Origin of the sequence: Chlorobaculum sp. MV4-Y (assembly GCF_025244685.1) — a bacterium.
In the GTDB taxonomy this organism is placed as follows: domain Bacteria; phylum Bacteroidota; class Chlorobiia; order Chlorobiales; family Chlorobiaceae; genus Chlorobaculum.
Genome location: NZ_CP104202.1, coordinates 1,071,831 through 1,090,029, shown reverse-complemented (window position 1 = coordinate 1,090,029; position 18,199 = coordinate 1,071,831). Strand labels below are relative to the sequence as shown.

The 18,199-nt window shown below is 56.3% G+C and carries 14 protein-coding genes and 2 pseudogenes; 14 read left to right on the top strand and 2 right to left on the bottom strand.

Features of this window, described 5'->3' with window-relative positions; genetic code table 11:
* Positions 1–4 precede the first annotated feature (4 nt).
* The 13 genes and pseudogenes from NY406_RS05260 (at position 5) to NY406_RS05200 (ending at position 15,285) form a co-directional block, all read left to right on the top strand.
* A complete protein-coding gene (locus NY406_RS05260; RefSeq protein ID WP_260633680.1) occupies positions 5–1,297 on the top strand; it encodes a pentapeptide repeat-containing protein in 1,293 nt (430 codons plus the stop codon).
* Between the two features lie 27 nt (positions 1,298–1,324).
* A complete protein-coding gene (locus NY406_RS05255) occupies positions 1,325–2,191 on the top strand; it encodes a glycosyltransferase family 2 protein (protein WP_260633679.1) in 867 nt (288 codons plus the stop codon).
* A gap of 46 nt (positions 2,192–2,237) precedes the next feature.
* Entirely contained in the window at positions 2,238–2,996 is a 759-nt protein-coding gene (locus NY406_RS05250) for an SDR family NAD(P)-dependent oxidoreductase (RefSeq protein WP_260633678.1), read from the top strand.
* A 187-nt stretch (positions 2,997–3,183) separates the two neighbouring features.
* Positions 3,184–3,444 (top strand): Nif11-like leader peptide family natural product precursor, encoded by a 261-nt coding sequence (locus NY406_RS05245; protein ID WP_260633677.1) that lies wholly within the window; start codon positions 3,184–3,186, stop codon positions 3,442–3,444.
* Positions 3,445–3,529: 85 nt separating this feature from the next.
* Complete coding sequence (locus tag NY406_RS05240; protein WP_260633676.1) at positions 3,530–4,783, top strand: hypothetical protein; 1,254 nt, start codon at positions 3,530–3,532, stop codon at positions 4,781–4,783.
* 102 nt (positions 4,784–4,885) lie between these two features.
* Positions 4,886–7,548: pseudogene (locus NY406_RS05235) on the top strand (cation-translocating P-type ATPase).
* A gap of 97 nt (positions 7,549–7,645) precedes the next feature.
* A complete protein-coding gene (locus NY406_RS05230) occupies positions 7,646–9,133 on the top strand; it encodes an amino acid permease (protein ID WP_260633675.1) in 1,488 nt (495 codons plus the stop codon).
* 201 nt (positions 9,134–9,334) lie between these two features.
* On the top strand, positions 9,335–9,571 hold the full coding sequence (locus NY406_RS05225; protein WP_260633674.1) for a hypothetical protein: 237 nt from the start codon (positions 9,335–9,337) through the stop codon (positions 9,569–9,571).
* A gap of 223 nt (positions 9,572–9,794) precedes the next feature.
* Positions 9,795–12,344, top strand: a complete 2,550-nt coding sequence (locus NY406_RS05220) for a cation-translocating P-type ATPase (protein ID WP_260633673.1) — start codon at positions 9,795–9,797, stop codon at positions 12,342–12,344.
* A 110-nt stretch (positions 12,345–12,454) separates the two neighbouring features.
* A complete protein-coding gene (locus NY406_RS05215; RefSeq protein ID WP_260633672.1) occupies positions 12,455–12,619 on the top strand; it encodes an FAD-binding protein in 165 nt (54 codons plus the stop codon).
* 16 nt (positions 12,620–12,635) lie between these two features.
* Positions 12,636–14,009, top strand: coding sequence for a UDP-N-acetylenolpyruvoylglucosamine reductase (locus NY406_RS05210; RefSeq protein WP_260633671.1), 1,374 nt, complete (start codon positions 12,636–12,638; stop codon positions 14,007–14,009).
* A gap of 65 nt (positions 14,010–14,074) precedes the next feature.
* Positions 14,075–14,554, top strand: a complete 480-nt coding sequence (locus tag NY406_RS05205; RefSeq protein WP_260633670.1) for a hypothetical protein — start codon at positions 14,075–14,077, stop codon at positions 14,552–14,554.
* On the top strand, positions 14,551–15,285 hold the full coding sequence (locus tag NY406_RS05200) for a YozE family protein (protein ID WP_260633669.1): 735 nt from the start codon (positions 14,551–14,553) through the stop codon (positions 15,283–15,285). The genes NY406_RS05205 and NY406_RS05200 overlap by 4 nt, the downstream gene beginning before the upstream one ends.
* A 179-nt stretch (positions 15,286–15,464) precedes the next feature.
* On the opposite strand, the gene NY406_RS05195 is transcribed toward NY406_RS05200, so the two are convergent.
* Positions 15,465–15,788, bottom strand: coding sequence for a hypothetical protein (locus tag NY406_RS05195; protein ID WP_260633668.1), 324 nt, complete (start codon positions 15,786–15,788; stop codon positions 15,465–15,467).
* A gap of 465 nt (positions 15,789–16,253) precedes the next feature.
* Entirely contained in the window at positions 16,254–17,030 is a 777-nt protein-coding gene (locus NY406_RS05190; protein WP_260633667.1) for an N-acetylmuramoyl-L-alanine amidase, read from the bottom strand.
* Between the two features lie 263 nt (positions 17,031–17,293).
* Here NY406_RS05190 and NY406_RS05185 point away from each other — a divergent pair.
* Positions 17,294–18,183: pseudogene (locus tag NY406_RS05185) on the top strand (ABC transporter permease); the annotation flags it as partial.
* Between the last annotated feature and the right edge of the window lie 16 nt (positions 18,184–18,199).

The window sequence follows — 18,199 nt, the reverse complement described above, 5'->3', positions numbered from 1 at the left end:
TCACATGATACATCCATTGTGCCGTTTCTGTGGTGCTGCTGCGTGCGCTGGTGTTTTGCTTTTCGGCTTTGCTTCCCAAGCCATCGCTGCCGATGCCCGGCAGGAGGGCGTGGTGCAGAAGGGGAGCGTCGAGTGGAATGCCATGCGGGAAAAAAATCCCGCGATGCACACCGATCTTTCGGGCGCGGCCCTGAAAGGACGGCGGCTGCGCAAGATCGATTTCAGCCAGACCAGCCTTGTTGGTGCAGACCTGAGTCAGAGCGATTTTGGCCGATCGGAGTTCCGTGATGCCGATCTGCATGGCGCGAAGCTCGATGGCTCCGTTCTGGTTGGAGGCCGCTTCACCGGCGCGAACCTGAATCAGGCTTCGCTTGCCGGTGCTTCATGTTCGGATGCTGATTTCAGCGGTGCGAAGATGGCCTCGACCGTGCTGCGGCGCGCCGATTGCCCGGAGGCGAAGCTCTGCGGAGCCGATCTGTCGGGCGCCGATCTCCGGGAGTCGAACCTCGAACATGCCGACCTGAGCCGCGCCGATCTTCGCGCGGCCAATCTCTGGCTGGCGAAAACTGGCGGCGCAAACTTCACCGGCACGCTGATTTCAGATGAAACCGTGCTGCCGAACGGCAAAACGGGGTCGGCGCAGTGGGCCGGCGAGCATGGGGCCATGTTCGCTCCTGTGGTGGCAGCGTCGAAACCGGAGCCGGAGCCAGCCGGAGTTGCCGGGGCGGCATCGCCTCAAGCCGTTCAGTCAGTCTCACCGTCTGCATCTTCGCACGCGGGGTCCTCTGCCACTCCGCAAAAAGCGACCACTCTTGCCAAGACCCTGAAACCCATCAGGGCGTGGCGACCTGCGCCATCCTCGATCAGCTACGATGCAGACCAGCTCGACCAGCTCAAGTCCAACGTCACAAAGTGGAACCGCTTGAGAACCGAAAAGCCGGCGATGAACGTCAGGCTGAAGGAGGCTCTGCTCGACAACCGGGTGCTTGCCTATGCCGACCTGCACGGTGCCGATCTTGAAAAAGCCTCGCTGAAGCGTTCCGATCTCGAAAAGGCCGATCTGAACAATGCCAACCTCAGAGGGGCGGATCTGCGTTCGGCCAATCTTCAGCGGGCCGATCTCCGGCAGGCCGATCTGCGGGGTGCGAACCTCTGGCTCGCCAATACCGGCAGGGCGGAGTTCGACGGTGCGATCGTTTCTTCCGAAACGGTGCTCGATACCGGCAAAAAAGCGACTCCGGCGTGGGCGCAGGAACATGCGGCGCGATTTATGGATGAATCGGAGCCATTGAGATAATGATGGACGAAAGGAGGGGTAAAGCGTATGTCACGATCAGGTAATCCGCTGGTTACGGTCACGATACCGATGTACAACAACGAACGATATATAGCCGAAACCATCGGATCGGTGCTGAACCAGACGATGGACGATTTCGAGCTGCTCATTTATGACGATCATTCAACCGACAGGTCACTTGAAATAGCCTGTTCATTCGATGATCCTCGCATTACGATCTTCGACAGCGAGCAAAATCTTGGCCCCGAGGGCAACTGGAACCGAGCCATCAGCGATGTGCGGGGCCGGTACGTGAAACTGCTTTGTGCCGACGATCTGCTCTTTCCGGAGTGCCTGGAAAAGCAGCTTGCAGCGTTCGAGCTTTCGGAAAATGAGGGGGTGAGCCTTGTTTCAGCCCAGCGAGCCATCATCGACCCTGAGGGCAAGGTGCTCATCAACAAGGTCAACTTCATTGACGGCGGCCTGAAAGCGCCTGACGAGGTGGTCAGGAAGATGGTGCGGCTGGGCACCAATATCATTGGCGAGCCGGTCTGCGGCCTCTATCCCGCCGGACTGATTGCCTCGACGAGCGGCTACAGCGCCCGTATTCCGTACACCATCGATCTCGATTTCTGGATGCAGCTTTTGCGGCTTGGTAACCTCTGGATGATCGACGAGCCGCTCTGTGCTTTCCGCATCTCCAATCTCTCATGGTCGTCGCGGATAGGGGAGATGCGCCACAAGCAGTTTCTCGCATTCATGGAGGATGTTGCTGCCGATGAGCTGTTCCAGATCAATGATCTCGATCTGTTTATCGGGCGCTTCAACTCGGCGGTGCAGTCGATGACGAGCCTCATGGGCTTTAAGCTGTTCGCCGGATCGGCGGCGGAAAAGCGGGTAATTCCGGTGCAGTAGAAGGCATGGCGCTCTGAACAAGGATCAACCAAAACTCTGGCATACTATGAGATTGCAGGGGAAGATTGCCCTGGTCACCGGGGCGGCGGGAGGCATTGGCAGCGCGACGGCGCGTTGTTTCGCTCGCGAGGGGGCGGTGGTCATTTTGGTGGATATCGATCTTGAGCAGTGCAGCCGGGTGTGTGATGACATCGCGCAAAATATCGGACAAGCTTCGTGCTCGGGGGTCGATCTTACCTCCGAAAAGCAGGTTGTCGAGCTGTTCACCAATATTCACCGCGACTACGGGCGGCTCGATATCGTGGTCAACATCGCGGGCGGCGATTGCGAACCGGCGGCGTCGGTTGAGACAATCGACATGGAAATGGCGATGAAGAATCTCGACATGAACATCAAGTCGTGCATGGTGTGCTGCCGCGAAGCCTCAAAGATCATGAAGCCGCAAGCGTATGGCCGGATCGTGAACATGAGTTCGCTCGTCTGGCGCGGCAGCCCGAACCAGTTCAGCTACTCCGCCTCCAAAGGCGGCATCTTTGCCTTCACCCGCTCGCTTGCCCTCGCGCTTGGCGCGTTCAACATCACGGCCAACGCGCTTGCGCCTGCGCTGGTCGAGGTCGAGGCGTTCGAGCGCGCGCTCGGCCCGGAGCGCTGGCAGGCGCTCGCGAAAGCCTCCGCCGAACGTTATCCCCTCGGGCGCATCGCCACGCCGGACGACGTTGCCAAAGCCGCGCTTTTCCTCGCCTCGGACGACGCCGCCTTCATCACTGGCCAAATCCTCGAAATCTCCGGCGGCGCAAGGCTGTGATTGTGGCAGGGGCGAACGCCGCTCGCCCCTACGCCCTCACACCATCCTCTCCTGTCCACTTTGTCCACCAAGTCCACAACGTCCACTGTTTTTACAATAACCGTTGGTTTATAACACGCTTATTGTTCATATTTGATACTATAAGTGTACTGTATCCGGGTTGTTTCAACTGAAAAAATTCACGCCAATGTCGCTATCATCTGCACGCATGTTCCTCGACAAGCTTATGGCCGAAGAGGATTTGGGTATCCGGCTGGCCGGTGAGCTCTCCAGAAAAAGGATGGAGCTGATTCGCGAGGCCGGTTTCGAGTTTACCGACAAGGAGCTTGAGGAGGCCAAGGCCGCCCTGTCGCACGGCGCTCTCGGGCACGTCGCCGCATGGCTTTGCGAGCTGCCGTTCGACAGTCAGGCTCGCGGCAGATGTTGCGGCGGCGGTCTCTGGCACTGACGCACCGTGCTCGTTGTCACCAGACATTCGTTTCATATCCCCACAATCACCGGTGTACTGCGCGCCCAAAAAAGGAGGTCGATCCATGTATCCGATTCAGATTGGCAACTACGATTTCAAGAGGATTTATCTCTGGCTGCAATATTCCGACAAGCTTCCGTTTTTTACGGAGATCGTCATCGAGGTCTTCTACCCGAACAATATGCAGGCCGATGGACTCGTGATGTTCAACCACGGATTTCTGATTGGCTTCGACCCCTTCTTCTTCCCGAAGCAGTTGCTCAGCAAGCTCACCAATCAGGATACGCCACTCTTCGAGGTCAACCCGTCGTGGTACTACAACTACTCCCAGGCGGCGATTGACAACAACTGGGCGCTGGCGTTCGTGACCACCTGCCACCAGCAGTTCGACAGCCTGCCCTGGACCGATTTCGGTGGCAGCCCGAGGCCCGGCCAGGCGGCATATGCGGCGGCCTCCTACCTCATCCGCTATGGCGCGACGCATAAATACAATGACAAGAAGGCTGTCAGGGATTTCCAGTTTCTGAAGCAGAGCACGCAAAATGGCATCAGTAAAAGGAACCGCGTGCTTTTTGCAGGCCACTCGGTTGGCGGCGCTCACGCGCAGGCGGCGGCCACCGGCTTTGCCAATCTGCAAGCGCTTGGTGGCAAGCAGTTCACCCCATATGACCCGGTTTTCTACAATCGTGAAGTCACGCCTGATCATACGCCTCCGTTGTCGAAATGGATGCCGGAGCAGATGGCTGATCCGGTCGGCGTTCTCCAGCTCTCGCCAGTGGACGGGGCTGGCGGCAAGATCGTGCCGGTTTTTGCTCCCGGCATGAAGCCCTATCGCGAGAAGCTCGCGGAGATAAAGATTCCGAACCTGATGGTCGTCGGCAATTGTGACAGCGCGTGCCTGACCACGGCGTCGAATCCTCCGGCCTGGAGCGAGGAGGGTGCCAACAACCAGTATGCGCAGATGACCCCCGCCGGCAAGGAGTCGTGGGGTGCCGTCTGCATGGTCGAAGATGGCGGCCATTGCGGTTACCTGCTGCATCGCAACGACCTGTGCTCGATGGCGGACAGCCAGCAGGGCAAACTTGCCGGTTGCAAGGATGCGACCGTCTGGCAGGCTGGAGAGCGTGAGTTTCACTTTACCAACGAACTGATGCGGCGCTATATCGATCAGCTCGCGTCAGACAAACCAAAAATCGACAGTTTCAGTGACTGGAAAGGATGTGAGCTGATCAGTTGGCTCAATGATGGGGCTTCGGACAAGCAAGGCATCAGCCTGACGAAGTTTTCGGATGGCCAGTATGTCCATTTCGCGCGCTGAGCGCTGACCTTCATCTGGCGGAACCGTTCGGCATCATCGGGGGTTAAAAAAAGGGAGAGCATCCGCTATTTCTCGACCTTGTTGACATAAACGGTTGTTGCCATGCCGGAAGCCTCTCATATCCAACCCATCGAAAAGCTTTTCGATCAGCTTGGTGCTTCACGCAGCGGACTCTCGGAAGAAGAGGCCGCTGTCCGTCTGGAACGCTACGGCCCCAATCGCCTCGAAAGCGCGCCATCCGCCAGCCCATAGAAGTTGCTCGCCGAGCAGTTCAAAAACGTCCTTATCGTCACCCTGCTGATCGCCACGGTGCTCTCGGCCTTTCTCGGCCACGGTGTCGAAGCGGTCGCCATCGCCGTGATCGTGCTCTTTGCCGTGCTGCTTGGCTTCGTCCAGGAGTATCGCGCAGAAAAGGCGATCGAGGCGTTGCGGCAGATGGCCGCTCCGGCTTTTCGGGTGATTCGCGACAGTCGTGAACAGATGGTTCCGGCCCTGGAACTGGTGCCGGGCGACCTCATCGCAGTTGCTGCCGGAGACCGCATTCCGGCGGACGCGCGTCTCGTCGAAGCGGTGAAACTGCGCATGGACGAGGCGGCCTTGACCGGCGAGTCGCTGCCATCCGAAAAAGATTCTGCTGTCACACTGGCGCCGAAGACTGCCATCGGCGACCGGCGCAACATGCTCTTTGCGGGCACCTCGGCGGTTCATGGACGCGGTCTCGCCATCGTGACCGCCACGGCGCGATGCAGACCGAATTTGGGCGCATCGCCGGAATGTTGCAGCGGGTCGAGAGCGAGAAGACGCCGCTCCAGAAAAATCTCGACAAGGTGGGCGCTTCGCTCGCCCGGGCGGCCCTCGTAATCGTGGCGGTGATCGTAGCGCTTGGCATCGTGCGCGGCCAGCCCTTCATCGACATTCTCATCTTCGGCATTGCGCTTGCCGTGGCGGTAGTGCCGGAGGCGCTTCCAGCGGTTGTCACCATTTCGCTCGCTCTTGGCGTTCAGCGCATGGTCAAGCGCAACGCGCTCATGCGCCGCCTGCCCGCCGTCGAAACGCTCGGCAGTACCATGGTCATCTGCTCCGACAAAACCGGAACCCTGACCCGCGACGAAATGACCGTCCGCCGCCTCTACACTGCCGGAGTCGATGTCAGCGTGGCCGGTTCGGGCTACCGTCCGGAGGGGGAGATGACAATTGATGGCGTTTCCAGCGAGTTGCAGCCGCCGGTGCGTGAGTCGCTGCAAGCCGAAGCACTCTGCAACGACGCCACGCTCGGCCAGTTGCCGGAGGGGGAGTGGATGATTTCCGGTGATCCGACCGAGGCTGCGCTCGTCGTCGCGGCGCGGAAAGCGGGCTTTGACGAGCGCGATCTGCGGCAGCGTTTTCCGAGAATCGGCGAAGAGCCCTTCTCTTCCGAAACGAAGCGGATGGCGACGGTTCACCGCGCGGAGGCCGCGACCTTCACCATCGTCAAGGGCGCGCCGGAGGTGATTCTGCCTGCCTGTTCGCAATTGCTCGATCGTGCCGGAAAACCCGAAGCGCTCGGCGATTCCGCGCGTCGAGATATCCTCGAAAAGGTCGAGTTGATGGGGCATGACGCCCTCCGGGGCATTGCCATTGCCCGCAAAGAGAGCGCGGGCGCTGCGGAGGCATCGAATGGTCTCACCTTTCTCGGTCTGGCCGGAATGATCGATCCACCGCGCGACGAGGCAAAAGCGGCGGTGGGACGCTGCGTCGCCGCGGGCATCCGGCCCGTCATGATTACCGGTGACCATCCGGTGACGGCCAAAGCTGTGGCGCGTGAGCTCGGCATCCTTCGCCAGGGGCGGGTCCTCGCTGGTGTGGAGATCGAGGCGATGGACGAGCGTGCGCTTGGCGAGGCCTCCGGAAGCGTGGAGGTGTTCGCGCGGGTTTCGCTGGAGCACAAGCTGCGCATCGTCGAGGTACTGCAGAAACGGGGCGAGGTGGTCGCCATGACCGGCGACGGCGTCAACGACGCTCCGGCGCTGAAAAAGGCGGACATCGGCATTTCAATGGGCATCTCCGGCACCGAGGTGTCGCGAGAGGCATCGGCCATGACGCTGCTTGATGACAACTTTTCCACGATTGTGGCGGCCATCGAGGAGGGGCGTGGCATCTACGACAACATCAAAAAATATCTCACCTACCTGCTTTCTTCCAACATCGGCGAACTCGGTCTCATGGCCGGAGCAACGCTGCTTGGTATTCCGCTGCCGCTCACGGCGGTGCAGATTCTCTATGTGAACCTCGCCACCGACAGCCTTCCGGCACTCGCCCTCGCCGTCGATCCGGCCGAGCCCGGCATCATGCAGCGTCCGCCCAACGACCGGAAGCAGGGTATTTTTACCCGCCCGGTGATGGCCCTGATGCTTGCCGGCGGACTCTGGTCAACGCTGGTCAACCTGGTGCTTTTCGAATGGGCGCGTCACTCCGGGCGATCCCTCGCAGAGGCGATGACCATGACCTTCGTCTCCCTTGTGCTGATCCAGTTCTTCAAGGCGTACAACTTCCGTTCGGAGAAGGAGCACGTTTTCAAAAACACCTTTACGAACCGCTGGCTGAACCTCGCAATCATCTGGGAGCTGGTCATGCTCGCGGCGATCATCTACATGCCTGTGCTGACCGTGCCTTTTGGTCCCTTTGCGATGCCACCGCATGACTGGCTGATCGTGATATGCGGAGCACTGACCATAGTGCCGGTCATCGAAGTGGTTAAATGGCTGATCAGAAGTGGCAGACTTTGAGGAAAAATCTGGGAAAATCTCTGTATATTCAAAAGTTTTTGCCTTTTCCGCCTTGCCCTTCTGGGTGCTTTTCTTTCAACCAAAAGCACATTTGCCCGTGAAAAACAGCTTCAGAAAAAAGCCGCTTTCCTTGCTGCTCGAAGAGATGAAAAGCGAGCACCGGCTCAACCGTGTCCTCGGACCTTTGGCGCTGACCAGCCTTGGGGTTGGCGCGATCATTGGTACCGGTATTTTCGTGCTCATCGGTGTGGCCGCCCATGACAAGGCCGGCCCCGCTGTGACGCTCTCCTTTGCTCTTGCCGGGCTGGCCTGCGTTTTTGCGGCGCTCTGTTATGCCGAGTTCGCCTCGATGGCCCCGGTCGCCGGTTCTGCTTACACCTACGCCTACGCCACACTTGGCGAACTTTTCGCCTGGATCATCGGCTGGGATCTCATTCTCGAATACGCCGTTGCATCGGCCACGGTGGCGCATGGATGGTCACACTACTTTCAGGATTTCATAGGCATATTCGGCCTGTACATACCGGAAATCTTCTCGCGAGCGCCGCTCGACTTTGATCCGGCAACCGGCTCGCTGGTGCTGACCGGCTCGATGTTCGACCTTCCGGCGGTTATCATCGCCCTCATTGTGACGGTGATTCTGGTCAAGGGGATTCGCGAAAGCGCCGGGTTCAACACAGCGATGGTCATCGTCAAGGTAGCCATCGTGCTGCTGGTCATCGCGCTCGGCGCGCAGTACGTCAAGCCGGCAAACTGGCATCCTTTCGCGCCATTCGGCTTTTCGGGACTGAGCGTGTTTGGCCACACCATTCTCGGCCAGACCGGGCCGGGCGGAGCGCCGGTCGGCGTGCTTGCCGGGGCGGCGATGATCTTCTTCGCCTACATCGGTTTTGACTCGATCTCGACCCACGCCGAGGAGGCGCGGAACCCCGCGCGTGACGTGCCAATCGGCATTATCGTGTCGCTCATCATCTGCACGGTGCTCTACATCGGCGTGGCGACGGTGATTACCGGCATGGTGCCGTACCAAGAGATCAACATCGACGCGCCGGTCTCCAACGCCTTCAAGCAGGTCGGCCTCGGCTGGGCGCAGTTCCTCGTTTCGCTCGGAGCCATCACGGGCATCACCTCGGTGCTGCTGGTCATGATGCTCAGTCAGCCGAGAATTTTTCTGGCGATGGCGCGTGATGGCCTCTTGCCAAAAGAGTTTTTCGGCGCGGTGCATCCGAAGTTCCGGACGCCCTGGAAAGCGACCATCCTCACCGGTATATTCGTTGCCATTCTTGGCGCGTTCTTGCCGCTGCGGCTGCTTGCCGAGCTGGTCAACATTGGTACGCTTTTCGCTTTCGTTGTGGTCTGCGCCGCCGTGCTCATCATGCGCCGCACCAATCCGGAGGCCGAGCGCCCTTTCAGAGCGCCGCTGGCGCCCTTCGTGCCCATCGCTGGAATTTTGACCTGCCTCTTGCTCATGTTTTCGCTGCCCGCCGAAAACTGGTGGCGGCTCATCATCTGGCTGGTCATCGGATTCGGCATCTACTTCATCTACGGACGCCACCACAGTGTTCTGAACCAGCATCAGGATTGAGTATTTAGCCATTTCTCAGGAGTGCTTCCGTTATTCGGAAGGCTCCTGAAGCGGCTTTCTCTGGGTGGCTTGTCCAAAGTATGCATGTTTTTTTACCGCCTTTTTAGGCCACCGCAATGACTTTGCGTATATTAGCACACTGATTTTTGCAGTATCAAGTATCAGGAAAACTCAAACCCTATTCACCTGGAGGAAAAAGATATGCAGACCATTTATGCCGATGGTATCGCCAACATGATTCTCGTTGACGGTGTCGTTCGTTTTGATCTTGTCAACGTCACCTCTGTCGAGAAAGACAAAGAGCCCAACGTTCGTTCAAACGCGACGCTCGCTCTTTCGCTGCCTGCCCTGATCCGCATCCAGGACCAGCTCAGCAAGATGATCGACAAAATGGTTCAGGACGGTATTCTCACCAAGAACAATCCTCCGGCCAACTGAGCCCTGTTGGCAGAAATTCGTAAAGGAGATAAAGGGCACGGGAGAGGGCTTACAAGCACCTTTTTTCGCCCTTAGTCTCCTTTTTTACCGCTTTTGTGTATCATCTTCCCGCCGCGCTTCTCATTTGTCATTTTTCATCGCTTTTTTGCGCCCATACAGCCTCGTCAGTTCTCTTTCCGCTCATTATCTTTTAGTTGGTTCTATAATCTTGCAAAGCAGTGGTATGGATGCGGAACTGAACGGAATGCCTTCCGGGCTTTCGGCGGCTGAGGTCAGGGTGCGCCTTGAGCGAGACGGGTGGAACGAACTGCCCTCGTCGAAAAAGCGGTCATGGGTGGCCATGCTGATTGACGTGGTTCGTGAACCCATGTTTCTCATGCTGATTGCCTGCGGACTGATCTATCTTCTGCTCGGCAGTATGGAAGATGCTCTCATGCTGCTGGGATTCGTGGTGGTCATGATTTTCATCGCTGTTGTGCAGGAGAACCGGACGGAGCGGGCGCTCGAAACGTTGCGTGACCTGACCAGCCCGAGAGCCTTGGTAATTCGCGACGGGCGGCAGCAGCGCATTGCGGGGCGTGAGGTGGTGCGGGATGACATCATTCTGCTTGCCGAAGGGGATCGCGTGCCTGCTGATGCCGTCCTGCTTTTTTCGAGCGGTCTTAGCACCGACGAATCGCTGCTGACGGGAGAGTCTTTCGCTGTCAGCAAAGCGGCTCGTCCAGAAGAATCCGGTGTGATGACTCCTGAAGAAGAGGAGCGCTCGTTTGTCTATTCCGGTACCCTGGTGGTCAAGGGGCGGGGCATGGCGCGCGTGCTTGAGACGGGTTTACGCACCCGGATTGGTATGATCGGCGCGGCTCTTCACGGACTGGAGCCCGAAGAGGGGCTGCTCCAGAAGCAGATGCGCCGTATCGTGCGGACGATCAGCATCTACAGCGTCGCGCTCTGCATTATCGTTGCGGTGGCCTACAGCCTGACGAGGCACGACTGGCTCAACGGTATTCTTGCCGGCCTGACGCTGGCCATGGCCACGCTGCCGGAAGAGTTTCCGATGGTTCTGCTCATCTTTCTGGCTATTGGCGCATGGCGGATTTCACGCCACAACGTGCTGACCCGGCGGCTGACAGCCATTGAAACCCTTGGCGCGGCCACGGTGCTTTGCGTGGACAAAACCGGTACCCTGACCGAAAACCGGATGAGCGTCAGGAAAATTCATGCCGGTGGCGGTTTCTACGACCTCGACGGCCGTGCGGCGGGCTTGCCCGAAGCGGTGCATGAAACCGTGGAATACAGCATTCTCGCCAGTCCGCCCGATCCGTTCGATCCGATGGAAAAAGCTATGCGTGAACTCGGCGAGCGAGTGCTGGCCAATACGGAGCATCTGCACCGTGACTGGGAGCTGCTGAAGGAGTACCCGTTATCGGAGCATCTGCTCGCCATGTCACACGTGTGGCGCTCGAAAACCGGCAACCAGATGGTGATTGCCGCCAAGGGCGCGCCCGAGGCAATTTTCGATCTTTGCCATTTTGACTCCGAACAGCTTGCTGCGCTTCAGGCGGCGGTCGAACAGCTCGCTTCGGATGGCATGAGGGTAATCGGCGTGGCCAAGGCGCTGTTCGGCAAGAACCCTTTACCCGAAGAGCAGCACGATTACGACTTTACCTTTGTCGGCCTGCTCGGCCTCGAAGATCCTGTCAGGGCAGGGGTTCCCGAGGCCCTGAAGGAGTGCCGGGATGCCGGGATGCGCATGATCATGATTACCGGCGACTACCCGGCCACGGCGCGCCGCATCGGCGAAGAGATCGGTCTGCCGGAGACGGAGCATCTCATCAGCGGTCCGGAGCTCGAAAGCATGGATGAGCGTCAGCTCGATGATCGGATCGCCTCGACATCGACATTCGCCCGGGTGCAGCCGGGCCAGAAGCTGCGCATCGTGCAGGCGCTGAAAAAGCGCAACGACGTGGTGGCCATGACCGGTGACGGCGTCAACGACGCTCCCGCGCTCAAGGCGGCGCATATCGGCATTGCGATGGGCGCGCGAGGCACCGATGTGGCGCGGGAGGCCGCATCGCTGGTGCTGGTGGATGACCATTTCGATTCGATTGTCCGTGCGGTCAGAATGGGTCGCCGCATTTACGACAACTTGCAGAAAGCGATGGCTTTCATCCTCTCGGTGCATCTGCCGATTGCCGGTATGTCCTTGATTCCGGCACTTCTGGACTGGCCGCTGGCGCTGTTGCCGGCGCACATTCTTTTTCTGGAGCTGATCATCGACCCGTCGTGCAGCATCGTTTTTGAGATGGAGTGCGAAGAGGCGGGGATTATGACGCGCCCGCCCCGCAGGCTTGACGAAGCGCTTCTTGGCCGGAAGGTGCTTGTCCGCTCGCTGGTGCAGGGCCTGTCGATTTTTCTGGCCGTGCTTGCTGTTTACGCCCTGATGACTCTGAACGGCTATGGCGAGGGTGAATCGCGGATGATCGCGTTCGCCGGTATCGTGATCGGCAACCTCGGTCTCATCTTTTCCAACCGTTCATGGAACGAGAGCATGTTTCGCTCGATGAAGACTCCCAACAAAGCGCTCTGGTGGGTCACCAGTGGGACTTTGTTCTTTCTTGGTATCGTGATCGGCGTGCCCTTTGTGCGCGAACTTTTCAGGTTTGCGACACCGGAATGGCGGCAATTGCCCTCGGCGCTTTTCCTGTCAATGGTCTGCTTCATTTTGCCCGATATTGTCAAGCGCCCTTTTTTTCGCGCTCTTTTTCAGGGATAGCTCCATGCCACCTATATTGAAACGTTTTTACAAGAACAATCGCTAAAACAAGCCGACCATACATACATTCATGACCGAACCGATTTTTTTCCTGTCCTTTCGATGAGCGGATGCCGCTTGCCGCTGTTGGTTACTACGGCATTGGCGGGGAGGCTCGCTGGGTCGTTCATCCCCGGAGTGTCGGGGAACTCGCCGAGGCGCTTGACCAGTGCCGCCAGCTCGGGCTTCCGGTCATCATCGCGGGAAAGGGGAGCAACATGCTTTTTTTCGGATGAGGAATTCCCCGGTGCAGTGATCGTTCTTGACGCGATGAATCGCATGTTCCGGGTCTCCGACGAGCTGTTTTTCTGCGAGGCGGGGGTCGAGAACACCGACGCGGCTCTCGTGCTTCAACAGGCTGGCCGGAGCGGAGGTGAGTGGCTTTACCGCCTGCCGGGAACCATCGGCGCGACGGTTCGCATGAACGGGCGCTGCTACGGACGCGAAATTTCCGCTGTGACGCGGGGCGTTGTGACGGTCGGGCTTGGTGGTGCGGTTCGCTGGCGTCAAGCCAGGGAGGTGTTCCTCGGCTACAAGGAGACCCGCCTGATGAGGAGTCCTGAGATCGTGGTCGGCGCGATGCTTGAATTTGCCGAGGAGGACGCACCAGAAGCCGTCGGAGCGCGGATGCGGGAGTATGGCGACGACCGCGACGCCAAGCATCAGTTCGATTTCCCGAGCTGCGGCTCCACGTTCAAGAACAGCTACGAGGCGGGCCGCCCGAGCGGGCAGATTTTCGATGCGCTCGGCTTTCGGGGCCGCCGCCAGGGCGGGGCGCAGGTGAGCGATCATCATGCCAACTTCATCTTCAACACTGGCGGAGCGAAGGCTGCCGACATTCTGAAGCTTTGCGCTGCCATGCGCACCGAGGCAAGGGAAAAGGCGGGTGCCGCGCTTGAACTCGAACTTCAGTGCGCCGGACTTTTCGAAACCGCACTGCTCGATGCCTGCGGCATCGCCTCGACACCCGAGCCTTCGCGCACCGGCTACAGCTGGGCGGGCCTGTTGCGCTTTCCGGAGGCCTTGGACGCAGCCTTTCCGCGCACGCTGCTGCAAGGCCCGGCGCTCGACTACTTTTGCCGCGACGTCGCGTTTCCTGCGGGGATCGCCGTCGAAGTCGAGCAGCTCGCATCGCTCGACGAGGCGCGAAAATCGCCGGAGCAGCCCTTCATCCGCTGGACAACGCGCAACGAATCGGCAAACGCTTTTTCGCTGCGCTCCTCCGAACCCGCCGGATCATTTGTCGATCATTTATGGGAATCGAGCGTCTCGGAACTCTTCGTCGGCCACGGCGGCGGAAGCGGGCAGTACCTCGAATTCGAGGTGACGTCGGAAGGTCACTGGCTCGCCATCCGCTTCGACGTCCCGCGCCAGCGAGCCACCGGGCACGAAACCCCGTCGGAAGTGTACTGGCACGGTAAGGCAAAGTCCTTCACCAGCGAAGCAGGTTTTGGCATGGAGCTTTCATACGCTCTGCTGGAGCGGTTCATCCACGATGGACGCCTGATGCTGCAATGCGCCGTCAGCCTCGGAAATGGGCGGTACGGATTATTCCCGTGGTGGGATGCCGAAGGAGCGCCGGACTTCCACCAGCCCGCGAGGTTTTGCGTGGTGAGAGTGGGGTGAAGAGAATGTGGAGAAAGAGGGAATAGAGATCGAGATTTAATTAAATATTGATACTTATCGGGAAAATGAAAAAGTGTAATCCCCAAGAAATTATTCGAAAAATTCCGAATATTCAAAGTTTGATGTTGCCAATGGATTGGTTTAGCAAGATTCCTGAAAATATATCAGTATTTAACTCTCTTTATAATTGGATGCTAACGGATGGAAAGGTAGTATCCGTAAGTGATAATGAGATTCATGATAGAACTTATGTTGGTGAAAAACTGTATAAAAAGCTAATATCAGAAGAGAGGAAGAGGATAAAGAAATATCGTCATTTAAAGGGCGATGATCTTGAAGTTGCTGTTTTATGGTCAGACTTGGGGAGTGGGCCAAAATATAAAATAGGAGAGTGTATAATTGCTGATGATGTTCTTTTAGTAATACCTGAAAAAAGTGATAGTAAACTTAATGATTTTTGTGATGATGTTAATAGCTTTATCAATGATGAAAAGATTAGAGGAATAAAAAATATGCTGCTGGAGGATCATTTTATGAATGGTTGATTTTTCAAAAAGAACGCCCAGACATAATTGGTTATTTAGCAAGAGATGTTGATCTTGACAAGTCTTTTCCAAGAGATTTGGTGTTTTTTGAAGAGATTAAAAGATATTTAGAAAAGCAAGGCGCTTGTATTGGAGCAATTGATTCTCTTAAAGAAGCTTGGCTTGAATATATTCAGCAGTATCCGGAAAGGGTTACGCCATCGGCATGGTGCAGTGAGTGTGGGAGAAAAGTTGAATTAGATAATGCTGTTTTAGTGTATGATGCAGAAGGGTTAGAGTTATGTGTTCTTGATAAAGAATGTTGTGTTGATTATTTGAAGAGGGATGAATTTTCTTGTATTTTATTGCGGGATATATCTTCTGTAATACTTGAGAATTTAGTTGAAAAAGATGGTTTTAGTAAATATGATGTTGAGGAACTTGAAAAACAGTTGAAATTATGGGGAATTATTTCATTGAATAATGATAAAGGTACTATTTATTTTATAAAATCAGATGAGACAAAAGAGATTAAAATAGGATATACTTCAGGTGAGGTTGAAAAAAGGTTGAAGACCCTTCAGACGGGGCATCCCCATAAACTTCAAGTGCTGGCAACGATGCCTGGTTCAAGGGATGAAGAAAAGACTTTACATGAGAAGTTTGCTAGTATCAGATTGAATGGAGAGTGGTTTAAACCACATCCTGATTTATTGGATTTTATCGCAACGGTTAAAAACTTTAAATATTAAAAAAATATTTTTTTCACTAATAAATGCTGTCTTAGCATTTATTTAATCGCACTCATCATAAACAGTTTCCCCCCTGAGCATCCGCTAATTTCAAGTGTCCGCTCAGGGGGTAAATATTTATAGCTTTACGTCGTTGATCTCATTATCTCACAATTGTCGGCATCAGCAGCAAGCATCTCTCAGAGTTTCGGGGTGCCGCCAGGGAAGATGTTGAGCATTCTTGTTTTGGCGACGGGCCGTGATCTCATGTCGCGATCTTCAGGCGTTGCTTTTGTGCTGCCAGCGACGACGCCGGAGCGCGTGTAGGCGTCAAAAGGCGCAAGTCTCGCGCCACCGATCTGGGCATTTGAGGGTCTGCCTGCAACGTTCGGTTTTGGCTTCGGGCTGGCACCAGGAGGTGTATCGGATGGCGAGTTTGCAACAGCTGGTTTCGGTTTCGGGGAGCCACTCACAGGCGTGTTGGATTGCATGTCTGCTTGGGCGGGTTCCGTTGGCTGTGTCATGATAACCTCCTTGATAAATGGTTTTTGGTCAGAAAATTCAAGCAAATTCCGGTTGAGTCAAGGAAAAAAGCATTGAAAGACAGAAACGAAATAAGACGATCAGAAAAACTATTATGATGTAATTCTTTAAAAAAAGAGACTTACACGTTTGAAGCAGGCTGAGCGAAACAGTGATTCTGTTGTATAACTATCGGATCAGAACTGCTTGTTCATTACAGCTCTCGATGGGAATGAAGATTTCAGGTAGAACAGCTTCCGTTTTCTGACAGCGCGAATACACTGTTTTTTCAGACACGAATTAGAAGCTACAACATTAAAAATACATAATTATCGGCAAGCCCGGAAATATAGCGCCCCCTTTTTCGTATCTCGTCCGCTTGCGGGAGAAAACAGCAGAGGCTGTCGCGAAAGTCAATCCGAGACAGCCTCTGCTGTTTGAGCCTTTTAACCTGCTGAGGAAATAATCTACCCTGCTTGCCGTTTCAGGAATTCACGATACTTTGGCATCGACATGGAAAGAGAGCCGCCGGGGTCATTTTTTCTTCCGGGGCTGACCTCATCGTGACCGACGACATAGTCCAGACTGAATACATCCGGGTTGTTTTTATGGAGCCAGAGTAGCAGGCGCGTCAAGGCCTCTTCCTGCTCCTTTGTATATTTTTCGTAGTAACCCGCTTGCTGGTTGTCGGTTTTTGTTTTGACCTGCCGAACCTCTTCCTCGGCGACAACCGTTTTAAACCAGGTTTTGTAGGTCGATCCCTCTTTGGTCAACGCCCCGGCGCACTCGATTTCGATTCCAACAAGCTCATCGCTTATCCAGCCGTTCAGGCCCGGATAACTGCTTTTTCCGGCGTGGTAGCCCCAAGAGTCGAGCGGGAAATTCTGGCCGATATTGCCATCCTTGTCGATAACGAAATAGAGATAGCCCTGATCGGTTTGGTATTTCAACGCCGATTTGAGGCCATTTCTTCGTCCGGCAGTAAAATGAACCACCGCGCCTTTCGGATAGCCTGTGGCGTAGCTGCCGCGTGATTGCGCCGAAGGGAAATCTGTTTCCGCGAAAGGGCACCAGAGCAGATGCTGACCGCCAGCTGAAACCGATGGTCTGACATCCGGAGCCGATTCAGGGTCGAGAAGTTCTGTGAGGAGCTCAAGAACATCCCGCTGTGAATTTGTGTCCCCCCAGCGTTCGCGCGCATACCAGCGAACCGTGTAAAGCTTTTGCTTTTCGTCTTTCGTCATTGGATTTTCTGCCTTGGTATTGGGTTCTGGAAATTTTCATCGAACATCTTGAAAGTTACATTTTACCATCCGGTTTATCCAGCCGTAAGAGATCAGGGTAATGTCGCTCTTAAAATTATTTGACAACAGGGGGCGTCTGTTTTCGAGCCGATTTTGTCCGTTCATTCGCCACTGAACGGAAAGCGTTTTTTTGCAAGCCGTGTGTTGATAACTTTCAGAAAAGGTGAAGGTGTTTTTGCGCTGAATCTTTACGCGTCCGGCTCATGAGGCAGCTCAACCGGAAATTGCTCCGTGATCTTCTGCACATGAAGGGGCAGATGCTAGCTGTCACGGCGGTGGTGGCGTGCGGTATGGCTATGTTCGTGTCGATGAGCAATGTGAAGTGAAGTATTCGCTTGAAATGACGCGGGCCGACTACTACAGCCGCTTCCGGTTCGCTGATCTTTTCATGCAGCTCAAGCGCGCGCCGGAGTTCACGCTCGAAGCGGTGCGGTGTATTCCGGGTGTGGCGACCGTCGCGCCGCGCATTGTGACCAACGTGACCCTCGATGTGCCCGGTCTCGACGAACCGGCTACGGCGCAGCTCGTCTCTCTGCCTGATCGGGGAGAGCCTGCGCTGAACGACGTTTTCATCGCCGATGGGCGGATGCTCGACCCGTCGAGGCCGGAGGAGGTGATCGCCAGCAAGCCCTTCATGACGGCCAATCGTCTGAAAACCGGCGACCACATCGGGGCGGTCATCAACGGGCGCTGGAAGCGGCTGCTGATCGTGGGCGTCGGCCTCTCGCCGGAGTACATTTACGAGGTGCAGCCGGGGGCGTTTTTCCCCGATAACCGGCGGTTCGGGGTGTTCTGGATGAGTCATAAGGCGTTCGCTTCGGCGCTCGACATGACCGGCGCGTTCAACGATCTGTCGCTGACGCTCACGCACGGCGCGTCCGGAAAAGAGGTGATCCGCCAGCTCGACCGGATGTTTTCGCGCTACGGTTCGCTTGGCGCGTACGGGCGCGACCAGCAGCTCTCCGACCGCTTCATCGGCGACGAAATCCGCATTCTCGGCATGGAGATTACCGTGCTGCCGACCATCTTTCTCGCTATCGCGGTGTTCCTGCTCAACATCATGCTCCAGCGGCTGGTGAGCACGCAGCGCGAAACTTCAGTGCGGCTCA